Source organism: Kitasatospora sp. NPDC051170 (assembly GCF_044455705.1).
Taxonomy (GTDB): domain Bacteria; phylum Actinomycetota; class Actinomycetes; order Streptomycetales; family Streptomycetaceae; genus Kitasatospora.
The window spans coordinates 604955-624691 of the sequence record NZ_JBITFA010000001.1 but is presented as its reverse complement, the minus strand read 5'-3'; the positions used below and the strand labels follow the sequence as shown (position 1 = coordinate 624691).

Below are 19737 nucleotides of genomic sequence, written 5' to 3'. Positions count from 1 at the left end.
CTCCGCCCCCGACAACAGGGCGTCGATGAGACGATCGACGTCGGCCGACAAAGAGAGCAGAACGGGATTCTGCATGTCGGCGAGACGATATCGCGCCTCCAGTCGATTGTCAGTCTGCATGCCGAGCATTCCTTTCAGGCAAATTCTGCCGGTCCCGCACAGTTGTCACTACCTGATGGAACCCGTGAGCCCTTGCTGCCAACGGCTCTCGAAGAATTCCGTGGACGCCTCCTCGGCGTGCAGATCGTTGTTCGCCTCAAACTCCGTCCACGAGGGGACGCGCTCTGAACTGAGCGTCACTCCGTCTCGCGTCCGGTGCTCCCGATCGACACAGACGAGTCGGCCGTCCATGTACTGGGCCACCTTGCGTGACTCGTACCCGTCCGCCCCGATCTCTGTGACGAACTCGAACGGCTCGTCGTCGTCCGAGGCGAGATCCACGGACATCAGATACCAGGGCCTGGACTCCGCACCGAGTTTCCGCCGGAGTCGGGCGGCAAGGGTCTGCTGCGGTTGGAACGCGCGATGGCGTACGCAGCCTTCCGCTGACGGCGCACAGGCGGGCCAGGTGCACCGAAGGCCACAGGGCCCGGCGGGGCGCCAACCGAGTGCTGTCGCCAGCTCCGCCAGCTCAGCCGTCATCGCACCGCCGGCCAGAGCAAGTTGCTCGGCACGCCGGGTAATCGCCGTCGGATCGCCCTCACGTGAGGTCAGCGCCTGCTCGTCCTCCTGCTGAGCCGTGCGCTCACGTTCCGCGAAGTCGGCGCCGCCCGGAACGACCTCGCGGACCGGCTGTCGTACCGGGGACTCGAGTACGTCGAGCAGCGGCAGCAGGCGTACCAAGCACAATGTTCCGGTGGTCACAGCAGATTCTCGCATCCTGTCGAAGCCGCTCCATGGCGCCCAGGAGATCGAAGGCCGCGCTCTGAATTCAGCACCCGCAAAACGACCGAAGGCCCCTTCGGAAATTCCGAAGGGGCCTTCGGCGCGGTTACGTCAACGGGCGGAGCCCCCGCCGAAAGAATGCTTCGGCGGGGGCTCCGGCACCAGCGTGCGCCAATGGCTGGGCGCGAACCGGTGTTACTGCGGTTCTTCCTGCCACTCGATGCAGGTCGGTCGGAGGCCGCCGGAGAGCACGAACTCCTTCACGGCCTGACGCGCCAGGTCGACGGGAATCTCCGGTGACTTCCAGAACTCCCTCGGGTACGTGGCCAGCGTGTAGGTCACGTACTCCTTCTCGGCCGTGCCGCTCGGAACGAACCAGCCGTCCGCGTCCGCGAAGGCGACGATGCCGACCTGTTCCTCGGGGTTGATCCCGACCAGGAACTCGTGATCAGGGAACTCCGCCGGGACGGGCGTGCGGTCCAGCGAGAACAGCCTGGCCATGTTGTGGCTGGGGTGTCCGGCGACGAGCGCGTCGATCAGCCGATCGACGGCGTCCTCCGAATCGAGAACGAGGGGCTTTTCATGGTGCTCCTCCTTGAAAATCGCTTCAGCAGTCACGGCCGCCACTTACCACTCCGAATTCCAGACATTTCATGACTCCCTTGACGTCGCCCCAGTGAACTCGCATCACCTTGTCGCTGTTGAGGAGGACCCTGTTCACGACGTCACTACAGCCGAGTTTCCCGGGGCAGGGTCCGCCTGTGTGATTGATGACGACATCGACACTGTGAAGCTCGTTGCCCTCCTCGAACATCCTGGCGAGCAGTTTCTGTTCGATGTGGTCGTAGTTTCCAGGGGTGTAGTTCGTCTGCAGCTTCTGCTTGACGAAGGCGAGAGCCCGGTCCGTCATGCTACTGCCTCGGAGGCCGCTCTCGATCTCCTGAACTGCACCACCCTCCGGTGCCCACCGGCCATGGATCTTGCCCGAGCCGGACCACTTGGGCAGCTTCGCCAGTTCACACGCGGGGTTGAAGTTGTGAACCAGGACGGTCGTCGCCCCGGCCTCCACGAAGTAGGTGTGGAGGTCGCCGACGGTGAGGTCGTAGGTGGTGGTGTCGGCGTGGTAGAGGCGGACGACAGTGACCTGGGCGGTGCCGGTCGGCGTCTGGAGGACGTCGCCGGGGCGCAGGTCCTTCGCGTCGACGAAGGCGGCCTGGGTCTGGTCGTAGAAGGGGTGGTGGAAGGTGGTGTGGATGGTTCCACCGTCGGCGCTGACGGCCGGGTCGGTGGTGCTGTCACCGGTGGTGCCGGTGGTTGAGGTGCTGTAGGCGACCGGGGCGGTGGTGTCGGCCGGCTGGCTGCCGACGTTGACCAGGGTGGCGGCGGCGACGGACGCTGCCAGGGCGAGGCCGGCGCGCTGCCAGACCCTCTTGCCCAGCGGGATCCCGTCCTGCTTGGCCTGCTCGGTCTGCTTGGCCTGAGTGGCCTGAGTGGCCTGAGTGGCCTGCGTGGCCTCGGTGGTGCGGGTCTGGCTGGTCTTCTCCGTACTGGCCTTGTCGGCTCGGGTCGGGGTGACGGTGACGTCGGCGAAGTCGTGGTCGGTGGTGGTGACGATGACGTCGGTGACGGTGTGGGTCTGCGTCCCGTCCTGGCCGGGGACCGCGTTGGTGACCTGGTCACCGATCTTGACCTGGTCGATCCGCTTGCTGCTGCCGTCGGCCATCAGGACCGGGGTGGCACCGGTGAAGCTGTGGGGCACGGGAGTCGGGCAGCTTCCCCCGGACTCCGATGCTGACCTGGCTCCCTTGGACCCAGCCTGACGGGCCGCCGCCTGGGTGGCGTCCTCGGCCGCGACGTCCGCGGCCTCGGTGGCACCCTTGCCGAACAGACCGCCCACGGCCTCCATCGCCTTGGGAGCGACCTTGCCGATGATCGCGCCGCCGAGCTTGCCGAGGGCCCCGCCGACGGCGCCTTCAGCGGCACCCTCGAGCGCGGACTTGCCGAAGGCGCCCGCACTACAGGCCGAGCCGCCCTTCTGCGCGCACTGGAAGCCCTGGGTGACCAGGCTTCCCGCAGCTCCCGCGGCCGCCGCGCAGCCGATGGAGCCGACACCGCCGGTCAGGGCCTCGCAGCCGGCGAACACGGCGGTCGAGACCACGAACGAGGTGATCGCGGCGGCGTGGTGCTTGACGAAGGTCCCTGCGGTCTTCGCTGCGGAAACCGTCGCCTTGTACGCCGTGCGTGCGGCCTTGTACGCCACACCCGCTGCCTTGTGAGCGACCTGGACGACGCGCTTGGCCACCTGCTTGGCGGCGTGGTAGGCGTGTTTCACGACTCGTACCGTCGCGTGATAGGCGCGTCTGACGGTTCGTACCGCCCAGTGATGGACGCGTTGCACGTAGTGGTACGTCCGGTGGTACGCGTCCTTGACGTGGTGGTAGACCGACCGGGCCGTGCTGACCGCGGCGTGCTCCACGTACGTGGCAGCGGCCTCGACCTTGTTGGCGACCCAGGAGGCCCCGGATTCGACCTTGTCGGCGACCCAGGAGGCCCCGGTCTCGACCTTGTCGGCGACCCAGTGGGCGCCGCTGTCGACCGCGCTGACCACCTTGTTGGCGACCCTGCAGGCCGAGTCCGGCAGGTACCAGGGGCAGTGGCCGGACGGGTCACCCGCGGCGAGCGGGTTGTCGGCGACGTAGGCGAACGGGTTCGCCGCAGCCGAGTTCGGCACCGGGTTGGTCGAGACGGTGTCCTTGTTGAGGAACACGCCCGTGCGCGGGTTGTACCAGCGCGAGGCGGTGCCCACGAGGCCGGTGGAGCTCTCCGTCCAGCCGGACTGGAAGCCCAGATGACCGGGCAGACCGCTGTTGGCCGTGACGGCGCCCAGCGGGTCGTAGGTGGCGGAGGTCGCCAGCGCGGTGCCGGTCGGCGTGAAGGTGCCCACCACGTCGGTGTGCTGGTCGACCATCGCCAGCTGGCCGGTCGTGGTCGACGTGGCCCCGGCGAGGTTCAGCCCGACGAGCGCGTTGCCGGGGTCGTAGGTGTAGGCGTAGTCACCGTCGGAGGCGACGATGTTGCCCCCACCGGAGTACGAGAAGGTGCGTGTGGTGGCACCACTGGTGACGTCGGAGATGTTCCGCCCGGCCGCGTCGTGGGTGTACGACTGCGTACCGGCGACCACCTGCTGCCCGTAGGCGTCCGAGGCCAGCGTGCTGCTGCCCGCGGAGGTGATGTCGCTCTTCATCGTGCCACGCGCCGAGTACGTGTACGTGTGCACGCCGTCCGAGGTCAGCTGGTCGCGTGCGTCGTACGTGAACACGTTGGAGCCGGCCTGGATGCGGTTGCCCGAGGCGTCGTACGCGTAGGCGGTGCTGGTGGTGCCGTTGTTCCACGACGTGAGGCGGTTGGCCCAGTCGTAGCTGTAGGTGTTGTTGGCCGCTCCCGTGACTCCGGTGGTGTTCTTGGCTGTCAGGTTGCCGTTGTTGTCGTAGCCGTAGCCGATGGAGGCGAGGGTCGTCGTCCCCTTGGCCAGGGTGTCCGAGGTGAGGCGGTGCAGGGCGTCGTAGCCGTAGGTGCGCACGTTGCCGAGCGAGCCGTAGGTGATCGACGAGACCTGGTTGAGCTTGTTGTAGCCGTAGGTGAGCTGAGCACCCGTGGCCGGGTCGTTCACCGACTGCAGGCGCCCGGCCGTGTCATAGCCGTAGCCGGTGGTGCCGGCGGCGTCGGTGCGGGAGGTCATCTGCCCCGAGCCGTTGTAGGCGAACGAGGACGCACCGCCCGAGCCGGCGGCGGTCAGCAGCGACCCGCGGTCGTTGTAGGTGAACGTCTCGCTGGTGGCCGCCTGGTAGTCGGGGCTGCCCATGGTGCCGGCACTGGAGGTGGCGGCGGTCAGGATCTGGCCCGTGCTGTCGTAGGTGAACGATCGGGTCGCGGTCGCCGCTTCGGCGCCCGTGCCCGAGGCCGTGAGCAGGTTGTCGACCTTGTCGTAGCCGAAGGACACCGACACCCCGCCCGGCAGGGCCTGGGAGGTCGTGCGGCCGTTGGCGTCGTACGCGTAGGTCGTCGTGGTGTTGTCGGCCGAGTTGTACGTGCCGGTGCCGGGCTCCTGGACCGTGGCCATCTGGCCGCGGGAGGTGTACGTGTAGTACCAGGAGTTGTTGCGGCCGTCGGTGTACCGGGTGCGCTGGCCCGCCGCGTTGTAGCCGAACGACGTGGTGATCGAGGAGGTCGCCGAGACCGGCTGGATCTCCTGCGTCACCATGTTGCTGGCGTCGTACGTCAGCTGCGTGGTGCGGCCGTTGGCGTCGGTGACCGAGGTCGCGTTGCCGTTGCCGTCGTAGACCGAGGAGGTCTGCGTCAGCAGGTTGTTGTTGGCGTCGTACTGCTTGTGCGCCACAGGCCGGTCGGCGGCGGAGTAGTCGGTCTGGCTGTAGGTGCCGTCGGGAAGTGTTGACCTGTAGGCACGGCCCACGAAGTCGTACGCGACCGCGGTGGTGTTGTTCGACGCGTCGGTGATCTGGGTCTGCTCGCCGACCCGGTTGTAGCCGTAGGAGGTGGTGACGTTGGTCGCGCTGGTCTCGGAGGAGAGGAACGCGCCGTAGGGGTTCCCGGGCGTCACCGCGTAGGACGAGGTGTTGGTGAGCGTCTGGTTGGTCGGGTACCGCTCGAGGCTCGTCGTGGTGACGCGCCGGCCCATCCAGTCGTACGTGGCCTGGGTGACCGCGCCGGTGGCGTTTGTCACCGACAGCTTCTCGCCGTTGGTGTCGTAGAGCGAGCGGAGGGTGCTGCCGTCCGGCGCCGTGGTCTGGGCGATGTTGCCCAGCTGCGTGTACGTGTACTGGGTGCTTTCCCCACCCGGTCGGGTCGTCGACAGCACGTTGCCGTCGGCGTCGTACGTCCAGAGGCTCTGGCCGTTCACCGGAGTCGTCGAGCCCGGCGCCGTGTACACGGGAAGCGTCTGCGAGACCTTCTGCCCGTTGGCGTCGTACCCGAGGAAGCTCTCGTTCCCGTTCGGGTCGAGCTCCTCCACCGCCTCACCGAAGGTGTTGAACCCGCTGGTGGTCACCGGGCGGGCCGTCACCGAGGTGCCGCCGACCGCTTCCACCGCCACGGCCGGGGCCGTGGTCACCGCGAGGTTGCCCGCCTCGTCGTACGAGAACTGCGAGGTGTTGGAGTTCGGGTCGGTGACGGAGGTCGGCAGGCCCCGCTTGTCGTACGTCCAGCTCGTGGTCTGCGTGCCGGAGGACGCGACGGTGCCACCGGCGCGGCCGTTGCCGAACAGCGTGGAGACGTCCTGGGCGGACAGTGCCCGCTGGTACAGCTGGACGTTGCCGATCTGGGCGGGGATCCTGTCGGTCTGGTTGCCGTTCCACAGGTCGCGACCGATGCTCAGGGGGCCGTTGGCCGACCAGGGCGCCGTGTTGGTGGCGCTGCCCGCGAGCTGACCGTTGACGTACAGCTGCATGGCACCGTTGGTGACGTTGTAGACGCCGACCAGGTGTGTCCAGCTGCCCGCGACGGGTGACGCGGTGGAGTTGGCGAAGGTGAACGACGGGGACGAGCTGTCGCCGCTGGTGTTCCAGAACGACCACACCGGGGTCGACCCCATGTGGTTGTACGCGAGCACGAACTGGCTGACGGTGTTCCCGGACTGGGCGACCACCGCGGCGTTGCCGGCGGGCAGCGACGACAGGTTGACCCACGCGGACACCGTGTACGAGGCCGTGGTGTTGGCCACCGGCCCGTTCGTGGCGATCTGCTGGCCGGCACTGCCGGCGAACGACGCGCTGGTGATGCCGTTCGTGTCGGTGGTCCAGGTGACCCCCGAAGCGGACGCGGTGTTCCCGCTGCCCGACTGGTCGGTGACCGTCGTGCCCGAGCCCTGGTTCAGCTGCCACCAGCCGGCCGGGTGGCCGGAGGCGTCGCCGTGGAGGGTCTCGGTGAGCGGACGGCCCATCGGGTCGTAGGTCTTGCTGATGGTGCGGTCCGCGCCGGAGGAGTCGGTCTGGCGCGTGGTGGCGACCAGGTCGTCCGGCGTGTAGGAGACCTGGGTGACGCGGTTGACGCCCGCCGGGTCCAGGGTCGTGCTGGCCACCCGGGAGGCGGCGTCGACCTGGTACTGGGTGACGCTGGCGCCGTTGTTGGTGGTCTTCTGGGTCAGGTTCCCGGCGGCGTCGTAGGTGCTGGACGACAGCTGGAAGGAGCTCTGCCCGGTCGGGTCCTTTCTGGTGACGGTGGCCGGCAGGCCGTTGTCCGTGTAGGTGTAGGTGGTGGTGTTGCCCATCGAGTCCGTGATCGACGCCAGCCGGCCGGCCGGGTCGTAGGCGCGCGAGGACTCCACCAGGTCGGTGGCGGCGGACGGAGCGACCGGGTCGCCCGTGTAGCCCTTGAGGGTCTTCGACAGCAGGTGGCCGTTGGCGTCGTACTGGAAGGTGGTCGTGGTGCCCGTCGGGCCGACCTCCTTCACCATCTCGCCCATGGCGTCGAAGCTGTACGTGGTCGTGCCGCCGTTGGTGGCGCCGGGCACGTTGCCGTTGGCGTCGGTGCGCGACTGCACGTGGTTGTAGGCGTCGTACACGCTGGTCTGCGTACGGGGTGAGTCACCGCCGGTGGTGTCCGCGACCGTCTGCGAGGTGACGTTGCCGTCGTAGTCGAAGACGGTGCTGACCTGCGCCGTGTGGATCGCCCCGGTGACGCGGTCGGTGAGCGCGGGGTTGGTCTCCTGCGTCACCTGGCCGTCGCCGTCGTAGACGTACGAGGTGGCCAGACCGTTCGGGTAGGTGTCCGAGACGACGGTCTTGGTCAGCACCCGGCCCAGCGGGTCGTAGGTGTACCTGGTGACCAGGCCCGTCGGGTCGGTGGTGGAGGCCACGTCGCCGTTGTGGAAGTACGCGACCGAGTTGACCGCGCCGCCCGGTGAGGTGGTGGACACCGGCAGGCCCTTGGGCACGTTGCCGCTGTCCGCCGCCGGGTAGGTGGCGGAGCCGTCCGAGATCACCGTGGTGGTGGTGCGCCCGTTCGGGAAGCCCGGTACGGCCGCGGTGGTGACGGCGGTGTGGTTGCCCGCCGCGTCGAGGGTGTAGGAGGTGAGGTAGGTGTTGTCGGTGGCCGAGGCCGAACGGCCGTCACGCGAGGTGAGCATGACGTCGTTGCGGGCGTCCGCCGTGGTCAGCTGGGCGCTCGTGTCGTCCGGGAAGTACGTGAAGTACTGCGTCGAGCACGTGTTGGTCTGCTGGTTCTGGCAGTTGTTGACGGAGACGGTGTTGCCGCGCGGGTCGTGGCCGGTGCGGCTCATGACGCCGTTCGGGTCGACGGTCGTGCTCTGGAAGCCGCTGGTGTCGTAGCCGTAGCTGACCGTGCTGCCCACGCCGTCGGTGTGGGACAGGGTGCGGTTGCCGTTGACCACGTCGTACCGGGTGGTCTCCGTGGCGTTCACCGGGTCGGTGACCACCACGGACTTCACCGGCAGCAGGCCGGTCGAGTTCTTGCCCGCCGCGAAGTGGGTGGCGTCCTCCTGCGCGGACAGCGCGGAGTTGTAGAACGCGACCTCGGCGATCGAGCCGGGGAAGTAGCCCCACACGTTGTTCGGGGCGTTGGACCACTGGGACGAGTAGCCCGCGCCGACGTAGACGTAGTTCGACGAGCTCGGCTGGAACGTACCGGTGGAGCTGCCGGCCGACTGGCCGTCCAGGTACAGGTTCAGCGTGGTCGCGTTGCCGCTGAGCAGCACGTGGTGCCACTTGCCGTCGTTCACCGGGGCGCCGGTGGTGATCTGGGGCAGGCCCCAGAACGCTCCGCGCAGCTTGCCGTCGGTGCCCACGTACAGGGACGGGACCCAGGAGCTCTGGCCGCTGCCGAGCGGGTTGGTGGCGTAGTCGAAGAGGGTTCCGCCGCCGGTGTTGCCGGCCGGCATGTTGAACCACATCTCGACGGAGTTGGGCCCGCTGTCCAGGTGCTCGGTGTTGGGCAGCTGGATGTAAGAGCTGGTGCCGTTGAAGGCCGCCGCCGTGTTGTCCGAGAACGGACCGGCGGACCCGAGGGTGACGCCGCTGTAGGTGGCGGTGCCGCCGCGGACCTCGTCGGTCGCCGCGGCCGATCCGGCCGCGTCGCCCAGGCGCCAGTACCCGGCCGGGGCGCTGCCCAGGACGGAACCGCGGTAGGTCTGGGAGGAGCCGGTCACCGTCGGTGCGCCGATCTTCCAGACGCCGCCGTTCTCGTCGGTCACCTGGGTGACGGCGGTGGTCGCCGCGTCGTAGGTGATGCCGGTGAACGCCTTGCCGGAGGGGCGGGTGACGCTGTTCAGCAGGCTGGCCGTGTGGGTGCCGTACTGGTACAGCGCGTTGACGTCGGCCGAGACCAGCGGGCGGTTGTACCAGCCCAGGTCGGCGATCTGGCCGTTGAAGTAGCTGACCGTGCCCTTGCCCGTGTTGGGCTGGTCCGGCCAGCTGCCGCCGAGGTAGCCGGCGCCGACGTAGTTGTAGGGCTGGTTCGCGCCGAAGGCCACCGCGCTCTGGATGGACACGGTGCCCGACAGGGTGCCGACCTGGTTGTTGTCCAGGAACAGCGACTGCGTGTTGCCGGCCGCCGACAGGACGACGTGGTGCCACTTGCCGTCGGTGACCGCCGCGCTGCTGGTGATCGGGGCGGTGCCGCCGCTGTACCAGAACTCGGCGTTCAGCTTGCCGTCCGAGCCGACGTAGATCGACGGCGTGTAGTAGCCCGCCGCGCTGCCGGCCGAGAGCGGCGTGGAGGCGTACGAGTACAGCACGCCCGGACCGGTGGAGGTCTTGAACCACAGCGACAGCGCGCCGGAGTTCGCCGCGTTGGCGGTGTTCTGGGGCAGCGTCACGTACGAGGACGTGCCGTTGAACCCGGCCACCGTCGCGCTGGAGCCCGCCAGCGGACCGCCGGCCTGGCCGAGGGCCACGTTGGTGTACGTGCCGTTGCCGTTGGCCTGGTTGGCGATGACGGCGTCGGCGGCCGTGGTGGCACCGGCGGCCTCCGACATCGGCCAGTAGTTCTGCGGGCCGAGGTCCATGATCGCGTTCTGGTACTGCGATCCGGAGGTGTACCCGTAGGAGTGGCAGTGCACCGCGTCGGTGGGCCGGCACATCGCGGTGAGCTGGTCACCGGTGTACTTGTAGGTCCACGTCAGCGGGCCCGGGGTGCCGAGCGAGTCGGTGGAGACCGTGGCCACGTGGGCCGCGTTCGCCCCCGACGGGGTCGCCCAGGTCAGGTGCAGGGCGCGCCCGGAGACCTGGGAGGTCATGTCGGTGATCTGGCCGTTCGCCCAGGTGTAGTTGATCGAGCGGTTGTTGGCGTCGGTGATGGCCGTGACGCCGTAGCCGCCCGCCCCCAGCCCCTGGGTGAAGGTGTAGACGTTGCTGTTCTTGTCGGTGAGCGAGTACCCGCCCGTGACGGACTTGAAGGTGGCGAAACGCCCCGACGGCGGGCTGAAGCTGCCGTCGCCGTTCTTGCCGAAGCCGACCTGCGCGCCGTTGGGGTAGGTGATGACCACACCGGTCACCGCGCCCGCGGCGTTGTACTGCTCGGTGGCGCGGGAGTCGAAGACGCTCGACCACCCGGTGCCGAACGCGCCCGTGTAGCGCGGGTCGCGCGAGTTGTAGTCACGCACCACCGACAGCGGCGGACCGGCCGTGGAGACCTCGGCGTCCGTGTCGGAGGTGGTGTAGTTGCCGATCGAGGCGTCGAAGCCGTGCTCGCTGCTGTTCTGCGACAGCCCCGAGGTGATCAGCGGCTGCGGCACCTGGATGTTCAGCGCGTACAGGCCGTTCGACGGCGACCACAGGTTCGCGTCGTTGGACTGCACCTGCCAGTAGTAGGTCTTGCCCCAGGACAGCTTGCCCGCGGGCACCACCCAGTCACCGGCCGCGATCAGACCGGAGTCGGCGACCTTGGTGTTGGTGTTGTCGTAGACGGTGAACTGGTACTTGAGCGTGCTGCTCGCGCCCGTCGAGTTCGCCCCCGCCGACCAGGCGGTCAGCTCCGGGGTGGTCGTGTAGGCGACGGCGTTGTTGCTCGGGTACTGCGAGTACACCTGCGGGCCGGAGTTGCCGGTGTAGGTGACCTGCATGTACGGGCCCTTGTTCGGGTCCATGAAGGAACCGAACTTCTTCCAGTGCAGGGTGTCGTTGGTGGCCGCGTAGACCGCCAGGCCGTAGTCCGGCGTGGTGCCGTTCATCCAGCCCTGCAGGGCCGAGGTGGCCAGCGGCACCGACACCCAGTCACCGACCGCCGGGTTGGCGGTGGTGTTGGTGCAGGCGTTGGTCAGCGTCGGCGAGGCGTTGCCGATCGACGCGCCGAAGCTCGGGCCGGGGTAGTCCTGGACCTGGCTCGGCGTCCACGGCTGGGTCACCAGCGCGACGTCGAAGCGCTGCGGCGACGCACAGGTCGAGGCCCAGGTCTCGAACAGCTTCAGCGTGGCCGAGGTGACCGTGACGCCGGAGCCGTCCCAGCTCTGGTACCAGTGGTTGATGAAGCTGTTCGCCTTGTTGGTGCCGCTGTCGTACGAGCCGATCTTGATGAACTGCTCGTACGAGTGGTCGCTGTTGTTGCCGCTCTGGGCGTAGGCGGTCGTCCAGCCGTCGGTCACGGTCGGGTCGACGGTGATCGGGAACTGGCGGTCCTTGCTGCGCAGCCAGGACTCGTCCAGCGTCACCTTCAGCGCGGTGCCGCCGCTCGCGGACTTGACCAGCTCGTAGCGCACGGCGTTGGTGCTGGCCGCGTCGCCCGAGCGGGGGTCGACCTTGGAGTCGTAGGCGTAGGCCGGCGGGATCTGCTCCACCGTCTTGCCCGCGGCGTCCGTCAGGTTGATCGAACCGTCCTGCTGCTGGTGCGGCGCCAGGCCTTCCAGGTTCAGCGGGAAGGTCCAGGTGTTGCCCGCCTTCGCCGAGTGCAGGACGATCGATTCCTTCAGACCGTTCGGCGTGGTGGTCAGCACCAGGTCGGTCTCGGGCAGGACGCCCGGGTAGGAGACGTCCGACCCGTTCGCGTTACCCGTGACCGGGGCCGCGCCCTCGAGCGCGTAGCTCAGGGCGTGGCCGCCGTTGGTCTTCAGGGTCGCCAGCGAGGCGTCGGCGGCCTTCGGGGCGAAGTCCACCGCGACCGAGTTGGCCGTCTCGTGCCAACGGCCGTCGCCCGCACCGTTCTTCAGACTGGTGTCGACCTTCTGCCAGTTGCCCGAGGCGTCCTGGTAGTTGATCGGCGTCTGAGAAATGTTCCGGGTGACTGAACCGTCGGCGTTGTCGAACGCGTCAGACGTCTTGGAGGACTTCGCCGCGTTGCGCTTGCTGCTGCGCGCGTCGAACCCCGTCTTCTGCGTGGCGCTCGCCCCCTGGTCGGGCTTGCGCTGGTGGGGGGCGTAGTCGTCGAGCTCGTTGGGGGACTTGCCCGGAGCGTGACCCTGGCCGCCGGAGGCCCGGGTCTCGTCGGTGGTGGCCTTGTGGCCCTTCCCGGCGGCGCTGCCTCCGTGCTGGCGGGGCGTCGGGCCGAAGCCCGGTTTGCCCGGATCGTCCGAGAACCAGTCCTTCACCTGGTCCCAGGACAGAGACAAGGCCGGGAATCCGCGTTCTGCGGCCCCGGCCGTGGATATGCCTCCGACGGTGGAGAGGGTCACGATCAGCGTGACCGCTAGCAGTCTGATCAGAGGACGGAAGCGGTGTCGCTTCCGGAATACGGTGAACCGGCGAACCGGCTTCCACGCGCGCATGAGATACCCCTAAGTCTCGGTCGGTGACCGACGCTCAGATGAAAAAAATCATGCGGAGTGCATCATGCTTGTCGACTGCCGGTCAAGTACGAGTCAAGCCCTTTGACCTGCGGATTCGTGGATGTTCGGCAGGAGGCGGGAGAACAGACACCCGTTCGTCCCGGAACGTTCGTCAGCTCTTCGTGAGCTGCTCGACCTCCGAGGCCACCTGCGTCCGCGCCTCGGCAGGGCTCGACACCGTCAGGCCCTTGGTGTTGCCGCCCGCCGACGCGGTGGCCTGGGCCTGGAGGAGCAGGAACTGCACCTTCGGGAACGAGTGCGCGCTCTGCACCGCGGCCTGGACCCCGGTGTCGCCGGCCACCACCACGGCCTGGCAGCCGCCCACCGCCAGCGAGGCGAGGTACGGGGCGGCGTTGCCCGGGGTGTCCTCACCGGCGGCCGCGAGGTACCGCACCTGCACGTGGGTCTTGGCCGAGGCGTCCTGGAGACCGGCCCACGCCTGGGCCGACTGCGCGTCCGCCAGGCCGCCCGCCGGCGTCAGCAGGCAGACCTGCGTGGGCTTGTACTCCCGCGCCCGCACCGGCAGCGGGTCCTTCCCGTCCTCCGGCCACAGGGCCACGACCCCCGCCACCACCACGGCGAGCAGCACCGCCACCCCGCCCCACAGCATGCCTCGTCCGTATCGGCGCATCGCCTCGTCCCTTTCAGCCATCGGTACCGCCGACGCCGAACCGCGCCGGTCGTCAGCCGTGGCAGCATAGGCGCATGTGCGCGACAAGTCGCAGCCCAGCCCCCTGACGGGACGTGGACGGGCGCGTGAACGGGCGCGTGAACGGGGGCTGCATTGGTGGGCAGTCGATCAAGGCGATATCGTCGCGCCCGGCCCGCCGTGACCCCGCTTCACACCCTTCCCCAGCCACCTCCCGAGGACGGTACGTGTCCCACCAGCACAACCCCGGCAGCACCACCCGCCGCAACCGGACCATCGCGCTCAGCGCCGCCGGCGTGATCCTCGCCGCCGGAGCCACCACGTTCGCCGTCACGGCACTGGCCGGGAGCTCCACGCCGAGCAGCGGCGCCACGGCAGCCGCCCCCGCCGCCGGGGACAGCGCCACCACCACCACCGTTTCGCCGAGCCCCGGCGCGTCTGGCACCCCGAGCGCCTCGCCGTCCGCCTCACCCACGGCCACCAAGTCCGCCTCGGCCTCCGCGACCCCCTCGCGCCCGGGCTCCTCGACCACACCCCCTCCCACCCCCGGCGCCCCCGGCCAGCCTGCCGCCGCCGCCCCGGCCGACAACGTCCCCGCCCCCGCCCGCGGACCGGCCGTCTTCACCGGCAAGGCGTTCGACACCTGCACCGCCCCGCCCGCCGCCACCATGCAGGCCTGGCACGGCACCTCGCCCTACGGCGCGGCCGCCGTCTACATCGGCGGCCAGAACCGGGGCTGCGCCCAGCCCAACCTGACCGCCCCCTGGGTCCGCACCGTCCACGCCGCCGGCTGGCAGCTCATCCCCCTCTACGTCGGCGCCCAGCCCCCCTGCCAGACTTCCAACAACCCCGAACGCATCACCGCCGCCAACGCGGCCACCCTCGGCACCACCGACGGCGCCGACGCCGTCACCCACGCCGCGGCCCTCGGCATGGGCGCCGGCAGCGCCGTCTACCTCGACATGGAGGCGTACAACGCCGCCGACACCGCCTGCAGCGCCGCCGTCCTCACCTATGTCCAGGCATGGGACGCCGCCCTCCACTCCCGCGGCTACTTCGCCGGCTTCTACGGCTTCAGCAAGTCCAGCGCCCTCGCCATGAGCCAGGCCGCCACCACCGGCGCCCCCAACCTCCCCGACGCCCTCTGGTACGCCCTCTACGACGGCACCGCCGACACCACCAGCACCTACCCCTTCCCCGCCGCCCAGTGGAGCGGCGCCCGCCGAGGCCACCAGTACGCCGTCAACAAGCAGGAGACCTACGGCGGTTCCGCCCTCACCATCGACCAGAACGCCTGGAACGGCCCGGTCGCCGTCATCGGCTGACACCTGTGTGGCCGCATCAACCCCGGCCGCCGTCCTACCACATCAGGAAGTGCCGGACCTCGGCCGCCAGGGCGGACATCTGCTCACCGGCCTCGAGCCAGGTCGTGACGGACGCCTCCCAGCCCCCGGCCGCACCCCGCCACGGGCGAAGAGCCCAGGTCAGCCCGACATGCCCGCCGGAGCGGAAGACCGCGTCGACGGTGAGGTCGCGGTCGAGGGTCCGCCAGACCCGCCGCCCCTCCCACCCGCGGAAGTCGGCCGCGAGCCCTCCAGAAACGGCGCCAGCCCTTCCCCCCGGCTCCAGGCGACCACCTCGTCAACGCGCACGGCCAGCCCCGGCGCCGCCGCCTCGACGGCGTACAGCACGCGGTCCTCGTCAGGCCGGGAGGAGTCGCGGAGCCGCACGCTGACGGCGTGATTGTCCCGGCAGCGGACGGTCACGCCGGCCGGCGCGTCGAGGTCGGTGTCAGAGGAGCTCACCGCCCGAACGGTAGTCCACAAAGGTGCCACCCACCGCGGAAATTATGCCTTCGGGAGGCGTCCTGGCGGGGCGGCGTCGCGATGGCCCGCTCCTGGTCAGCGGTGGAGGCGGTCGGGTCGGCTGACGAGCCGAAGGCGTGGGGACGGCAAGAGGAAGCCCACGAAGCCGAGTTGGAACAGGATCAGACCGAGCAGGCACCAGACGCCGAGGAAGAATCCGGCGAACATCGCTGGTCCACACAGGGTGATGGCCAGTACGGGCCTGTGAAGGTCGCCCTCACGCATGGGGGCTGTCAACAGGAGCAGGGCCAGCGAGGGGAGGCCGACAAACGTCAGCAGGAACAGTCCCAGACCGGCGAAGTCCCCATCGATCTCCCTGAAGGGGGCGAACCCGCCGACCACCGCTGCGCAGCCGCACGCGAGGGCGGTCAGGTATCCGGCCGCCGCGCGAAGGAACCACGCCAGGGCGCTCTCGGCCCGCAGGACCAGCCCCATCGGTACTCACCCCCTCGCTCCCCTGAGGTCGATATCGTCGCAGGAAAACTGAACGCGTTCAAGCGGGGGGCGGATCCAGTTACGGTCGAGGGCTGCGAGGGCAGCGTGGAACCGGTTGGTGGCGACATCCCGGCGGCTGCGGGAATCCCGTGCCGCGTCAGTAGTGGAAGCGGAGTCGGACCACCAGGCAATCCCCGGGCAGGGCCTCCAGGTACTCGTCCGCGAACCGGTGGTAGTCACCGGACAGGCCCAGGTCCCGGCCCCAGTGGTCGATGGTGCCGTCGATCCACCGGCCGTCCAGCGGCAGCAGGTAGTTCGTCGGGATGACGAGGTCCGTCTCGCGGCGGACGAACTCCGCCCGGCTGCCCCGGAAGTGGCTTGCGGCTGCCGTTCCGGCTCGACCGCCCCCGCACCGGTGCTGCCCGGGCGGGCCCTCAGGAGTGCCCCGGTGGGGGCGAGATGTGCGCGAATGGCCCTTCACGTCGGGGGTGCGGCGGCGGTATGCAGGAGTGGTGTCGCCTGCCTCCCCGACGAAGGGTCAGCCTCCCGTGCGCAGCAACGTTCCCGACAAGGCGTCCGATCGCGAGGCCCCCGACCGTCCGACGCGCCATGCCGCCGTCGATTCGTCCGCCCCGATGTCGCTGCTCGCCCTGCAGCGCATGATCGGGAACGCGGCGGTCGGGCAGAGGCTCCGCCAGGCCGTGCAGCGCTCGGCCGTCCCCGAGGTGCTGCGCTCCGCCGGGCGGCCTCTGGACGCCGCGACCCGCACCGAGATGGAGGCCCGGCTGGGCGCGGACTTCGGGGACGTCCGCGTCCATGACGACAGCACGGCGCAGCGCTCCGCCGCGGAGGTCGGTGCCCGGGCCTACACCAGCGGCAGTCATGTGGTCATCGGCGCCGGGGGAGCGGACAAGCACACCCTCGCCCACGAGCTGACCCACGTGATCCAGCAGCGCCAGGGCCCCGTCGCCGGTGCGGACAACGGCTCCGGCCTGCGCGTCAGCGACCCCGGCGACAGCTTCGAGCGCGCGGCCGAGGCCAACGCGACCAGGGTGATGGCCGGCCCGGCCCCCGTACAGCGGGTGGCGGAGATGATCGAGGACGGCCACGGCCACGGCGCCGCCGAGGGATTCGTCCAGCGGGCCGCGACTCCGGCCAGGATCGGCTTCGAGTTCCAGCAACTGGACAGCGAGGTGACCGTCAAGACGTCCGGCGGGTCGGAATCGGAGTCCGACTCGGACACCGAGGTGTACGAGGTCGCGGTCAGCCACTACGGCGCGGACAGCGGCCTCTGGTACGTCGTCCAGGACGGCGAGAACCTGGAGTTCGTCACCAAGCCCTTCAGCAGCGGCGAAGAACTTGCCGTGGCCATGAAGGAGATCTCCAAGGTGGCACGGCAGTTGTGCGTGGTGGCCGCGCGCGACCTGGCGGCGGACGCCGAGACGCCCCCGGCGTTCGAGATCGGCGATGTGTACGTGACCGTCCACAGCCCCGACACCAAGGGCCAGCCGCAGGTCAACCCCGACGTGCCGCTGGACTCCCTGCCCGCGCTGTACCAGCGGGCCGCCGGCGACGACGAGCACTTCGACGAACTCTACGGCGCCAACGAGAAGTTCTGGCGGTCCTCCAGGACCAAGAACGAGATCGCCGTCAACGGCGAGGTGGCCGCGAAGATCCAGGGACTCGACCCCGCCCGCCTCGCCGAGACGTTCAGGATGGCGCCCGACCCGTCCGGCGAGAAGCTGGGAAGTGTGCAGGGCATGCTCCAGGCCATCGCCGCGGCCGTCGTCCACCAGACGATGTACAAGACCAAGCTCCCCAAGGACCAGCCCGTCCTGCTCAAGACCCACATGGGCCACCTCTGGCAGAGCCTGGCGGACGACGGCGTGATCGGCGCCGGGGTCAACGCGGCGGCCGTGGTGAGCCTGCTCACCGACCTGGGCGACGAGCTCGGCGGGGAGCTGGAGGAGGACGAGCAGTCCATGCGGATCGCCCGCAAGATCGTCACGGACATCATGGGCGGCAAGGACCCGGTCTGGGCCAGCATGCTGGACCCGGTCGACATCGGCGCCCCCACCCAGGAAGGCGGCCCCGCGACCGGCGACCGCAAGCAGATCCTGGTCGAACTCCGCCGCGTCCCGATCCTCGAGATCGGCGCCTGGACCGACTTCGCCGCCAGCTCCTTCGACCACTTCATCACCGACCTGGAGCGCGCCTACCACCAGGACCTGTAGCGGCGGGGCCTTGACGGGCGGGCGCGGCCGCGCCCGCAGGTCGCCGGCCGAACCGGGTGCTCGGCGCCGTCCGGCCGGCGGCGCCAGGGGTCGACACCGGCCGGGCCACGTGCTACTGAGGAACGACCGCCCCCACAAGGACGCTTGGAGGGGAAACGCATGCCCGTGCCCGACCGTGCGGCCGACGATCCCGGGGCTCCGACATTCGTCGTGTCGCCGCTGGCCCAGTTCATCCACGCACTGCACGACGGCCCCTGCAGCCGCCGCTCCCCACTGCGACAGCGCTGGTGGCAGACCGTCCAGGGGCAGCTCGACACCACCGGACGCCGCCTCACCGCCCTGGTCAACCGCGCCCAGCCCGACCGCGCGGTCTTCGTCCCGCTGACCACCCTCAGCAGGGCCGGGAGACCATCCCTGAGCCACGAACTGGAGCGCCTGCGCGAAGCCCCGCCCCACTTCCTCGGCGCCCGCCTGGCCGCCGACTGCGGACCCACCTGCCCCGCCCACTCGGCCCACTGCGACTGGGCCAGCCGCCTGGTGAAGGCCCTGCGCAACGACGAGGACCGCGCGCTGCGGAGCATCGTCGACGGGATCGCCGACACCTTCCGCGCGACCATGGCCGACCACTGGCGGCCGCGCATCGCCCACCACCTGCACCACGACCTGGCCTACCGCACCCAGCTGGAGGAGGACTTCGGGCCGCTCGCCCTGCTGACCTCCGTCGACCGCGACACCCGGCCGAGCACCGGCATCCCGAGCGAACTCGTCCTGATGCCCTGCGCGTTCGGACACCTGAGGACCCACGCATCCGTGACACCGGCCGGCTGCCGCGTACTCGTCTACCCGGCCCGCCTCGGCACCGCCGAGCGCCGCCAGACGCGCGACCCGCTCGCCACCCTCCTGGGCGCCGGCCGGGCGGCCGCCCTACGGGCCCTGCGCGTGCCCACCTCCACCTCCGGCCTCGCCCAGCACCTGGGCACCACCAGCCCCGTCGCCTCCCGCCACGCCCAAGTCCTCCGCGAGGCCGGCCTGATCACCACCGCCCGCAACGGCAGAGCCGTCCTCCACCAGCTCACCGCCGTCGGCGAAAGCCTCCTCACCGCCAGCCGCGACCACCCGCCCGGCACGGTCATCGGCCTGTAGCGGGCCCCCGCCTGCTCGGGCGTGACGGGGTGGAGATTGCTGCCTGCTGACGTTTACACGTTGTCACACATCGTTCACCGTCCGGGGTCTGACGCCGGCCGCCCGCCCGGTGCTGAGATGGGGTCCAGTCGCCCGGCGCCCCGGCCGGGCCGGCCAAGGAGTCGCGTCCTCATGATGAACCGTCAGCGTTTCACCGTCGTCGCCTCGGCGACCGTCCTCGGTCTCGCCCTCGCCGGGCTCGCCGGCGGCACCGCGCAGGCCACCCCCGCGAAGGCCGCCCCGGTCAAGGCCACGACGCTCAGCGCCAGTTGCTCGCAGGCGTACCTCCCGCTGCCCGACCCGACGTGTACGCCGGGCGCGTACAACCCGGACGTCACCCAGTCGACCATCAACTCGACCATCTGCGTCTCCGGCTGGACGGCCACCGTGCGCCCGCCGACGAGCTACACCAACGCCCTCAAGGTGCAGCAGATCGCCCAGTACGGCTACTCGGACACCAACACCGCGGACTACGAGGAGGACCACCTCGTCCCGCTCGAGCTCGGCGGCGCCCCGCGCGACCCCAACAACCTGTGGCCCGAGCCGCGTTACGGCACCCAGACCGCGACGAGCAAGGACTCCGTCGAGACCAAGCTGAAGAACGCGGTCTGCGGCGGCCGCGTCACCCTGTCCGCCGCCCGCAGCGCCATCGCGAGCAACTGGACGACGGCGCTCGGCAACCTGGGCCTGTAGCCGCCA

10 protein-coding genes and 1 pseudogene are annotated in these 19737 nt (G+C 69.9%); 4 read left to right on the top strand and 7 right to left on the bottom strand.

What is annotated here, in order from left to right; translation table 11 throughout:
- Window positions 1–168: 168 nt before the first annotated feature.
- The 4 genes from ACIBCA_RS02845 to ACIBCA_RS02830 all read right to left on the bottom strand — a co-directional run bounded on the left by ACIBCA_RS02845 (window position 169) and on the right by ACIBCA_RS02830 (window position 13304).
- The gene (locus ACIBCA_RS02845; protein ID WP_396280991.1) at window positions 169–864 is read right to left on the bottom strand and encodes a DUF6881 domain-containing protein; all 696 of its coding nucleotides are present in this window, start codon (window positions 862–864) and stop codon (window positions 169–171) included.
- Between the two features lie 216 nt (window positions 865–1080).
- Window positions 1081–1512, bottom strand: coding sequence for an Imm1 family immunity protein (locus tag ACIBCA_RS02840; protein ID WP_396280990.1), 432 nt, complete (start codon window positions 1510–1512; stop codon window positions 1081–1083).
- The gene (locus ACIBCA_RS02835) at window positions 1493–12457 is read right to left on the bottom strand and encodes a LamG-like jellyroll fold domain-containing protein (RefSeq protein ID WP_396280989.1); all 10965 of its coding nucleotides are present in this window, start codon (window positions 12455–12457) and stop codon (window positions 1493–1495) included. Before ACIBCA_RS02835 ends, ACIBCA_RS02840 begins: the two co-directional genes overlap by 20 nt.
- 328 nt (window positions 12458–12785) lie before the next feature.
- Window positions 12786–13304 (bottom strand): hypothetical protein, encoded by a 519-nt coding sequence (locus ACIBCA_RS02830; RefSeq protein ID WP_396280988.1) that lies wholly within the window; start codon window positions 13302–13304, stop codon window positions 12786–12788.
- Window positions 13305–13549: 245 nt separating this feature from the next.
- Here ACIBCA_RS02830 and ACIBCA_RS02825 point away from each other — a divergent pair, with 245 nt between their 5' ends.
- Entirely contained in the window at window positions 13550–14647 is a 1098-nt protein-coding gene (locus ACIBCA_RS02825; RefSeq protein WP_396280987.1) for a glycoside hydrolase domain-containing protein, read from the top strand.
- Window positions 14648–14681: 34 nt separating this feature from the next.
- Here the strand turns inward: ACIBCA_RS02825 and ACIBCA_RS02820 are convergent.
- The 3 genes and pseudogenes from ACIBCA_RS02820 to ACIBCA_RS02810 form a co-directional block, all read right to left on the bottom strand.
- Window positions 14682–15052 (bottom strand): annotated as a pseudogene (locus tag ACIBCA_RS02820) (DUF6228 family protein).
- Between the two features lie 171 nt (window positions 15053–15223).
- A complete protein-coding gene (locus ACIBCA_RS02815) occupies window positions 15224–15622 on the bottom strand; it encodes a hypothetical protein (protein ID WP_396280986.1) in 399 nt (132 codons plus the stop codon).
- A gap of 157 nt (window positions 15623–15779) precedes the next feature.
- Window positions 15780–16103 (bottom strand): hypothetical protein, encoded by a 324-nt coding sequence (locus ACIBCA_RS02810; RefSeq protein ID WP_396280985.1) that lies wholly within the window; start codon window positions 16101–16103, stop codon window positions 15780–15782.
- Window positions 16104–16170: 67 nt separating this feature from the next.
- On the opposite strand from ACIBCA_RS02810, the gene ACIBCA_RS02805 reads away from it, so the two are divergent.
- The 3 genes from ACIBCA_RS02805 (at window position 16171) to ACIBCA_RS02795 (ending at window position 19731) form a co-directional block, all read left to right on the top strand.
- The gene (locus ACIBCA_RS02805; RefSeq protein WP_396280984.1) at window positions 16171–17856 is read left to right on the top strand and encodes a DUF4157 domain-containing protein; all 1686 of its coding nucleotides are present in this window, start codon (window positions 16171–16173) and stop codon (window positions 17854–17856) included.
- A gap of 159 nt (window positions 17857–18015) precedes the next feature.
- Window positions 18016–18999 (top strand): winged helix-turn-helix domain-containing protein, encoded by a 984-nt coding sequence (locus ACIBCA_RS02800; protein ID WP_396280983.1) that lies wholly within the window; start codon window positions 18016–18018, stop codon window positions 18997–18999.
- Window positions 19000–19170: 171 nt separating this feature from the next.
- Entirely contained in the window at window positions 19171–19731 is a 561-nt protein-coding gene (locus tag ACIBCA_RS02795; RefSeq protein WP_396280982.1) for a hypothetical protein, read from the top strand.
- The last annotated feature ends 6 nt before the right edge of the window (window positions 19732–19737 follow it).

Excerpts from the sequence above, each read along its gene's own strand:
- ACIBCA_RS02830 (WP_396280988.1), bottom strand. The coding sequence starts at position 13,304 with ATGCGCCGATACGGACGAGGCATGCTGTGGGGCGGGGTGGCGGTGCTG.
- ACIBCA_RS02815 (WP_396280986.1), bottom strand. The coding sequence starts at position 15,622 with ATGGGGCTGGTCCTGCGGGCCGAGAGCGCCCTGGCGTGGTTCCTTCGC.
- ACIBCA_RS02800 (WP_396280983.1), top strand. The coding sequence starts at position 18,016 with ATGCCCGTGCCCGACCGTGCGGCCGACGATCCCGGGGCTCCGACATTC.
- ACIBCA_RS02795 (WP_396280982.1), top strand. The coding sequence starts at position 19,171 with ATGATGAACCGTCAGCGTTTCACCGTCGTCGCCTCGGCGACCGTCCTC.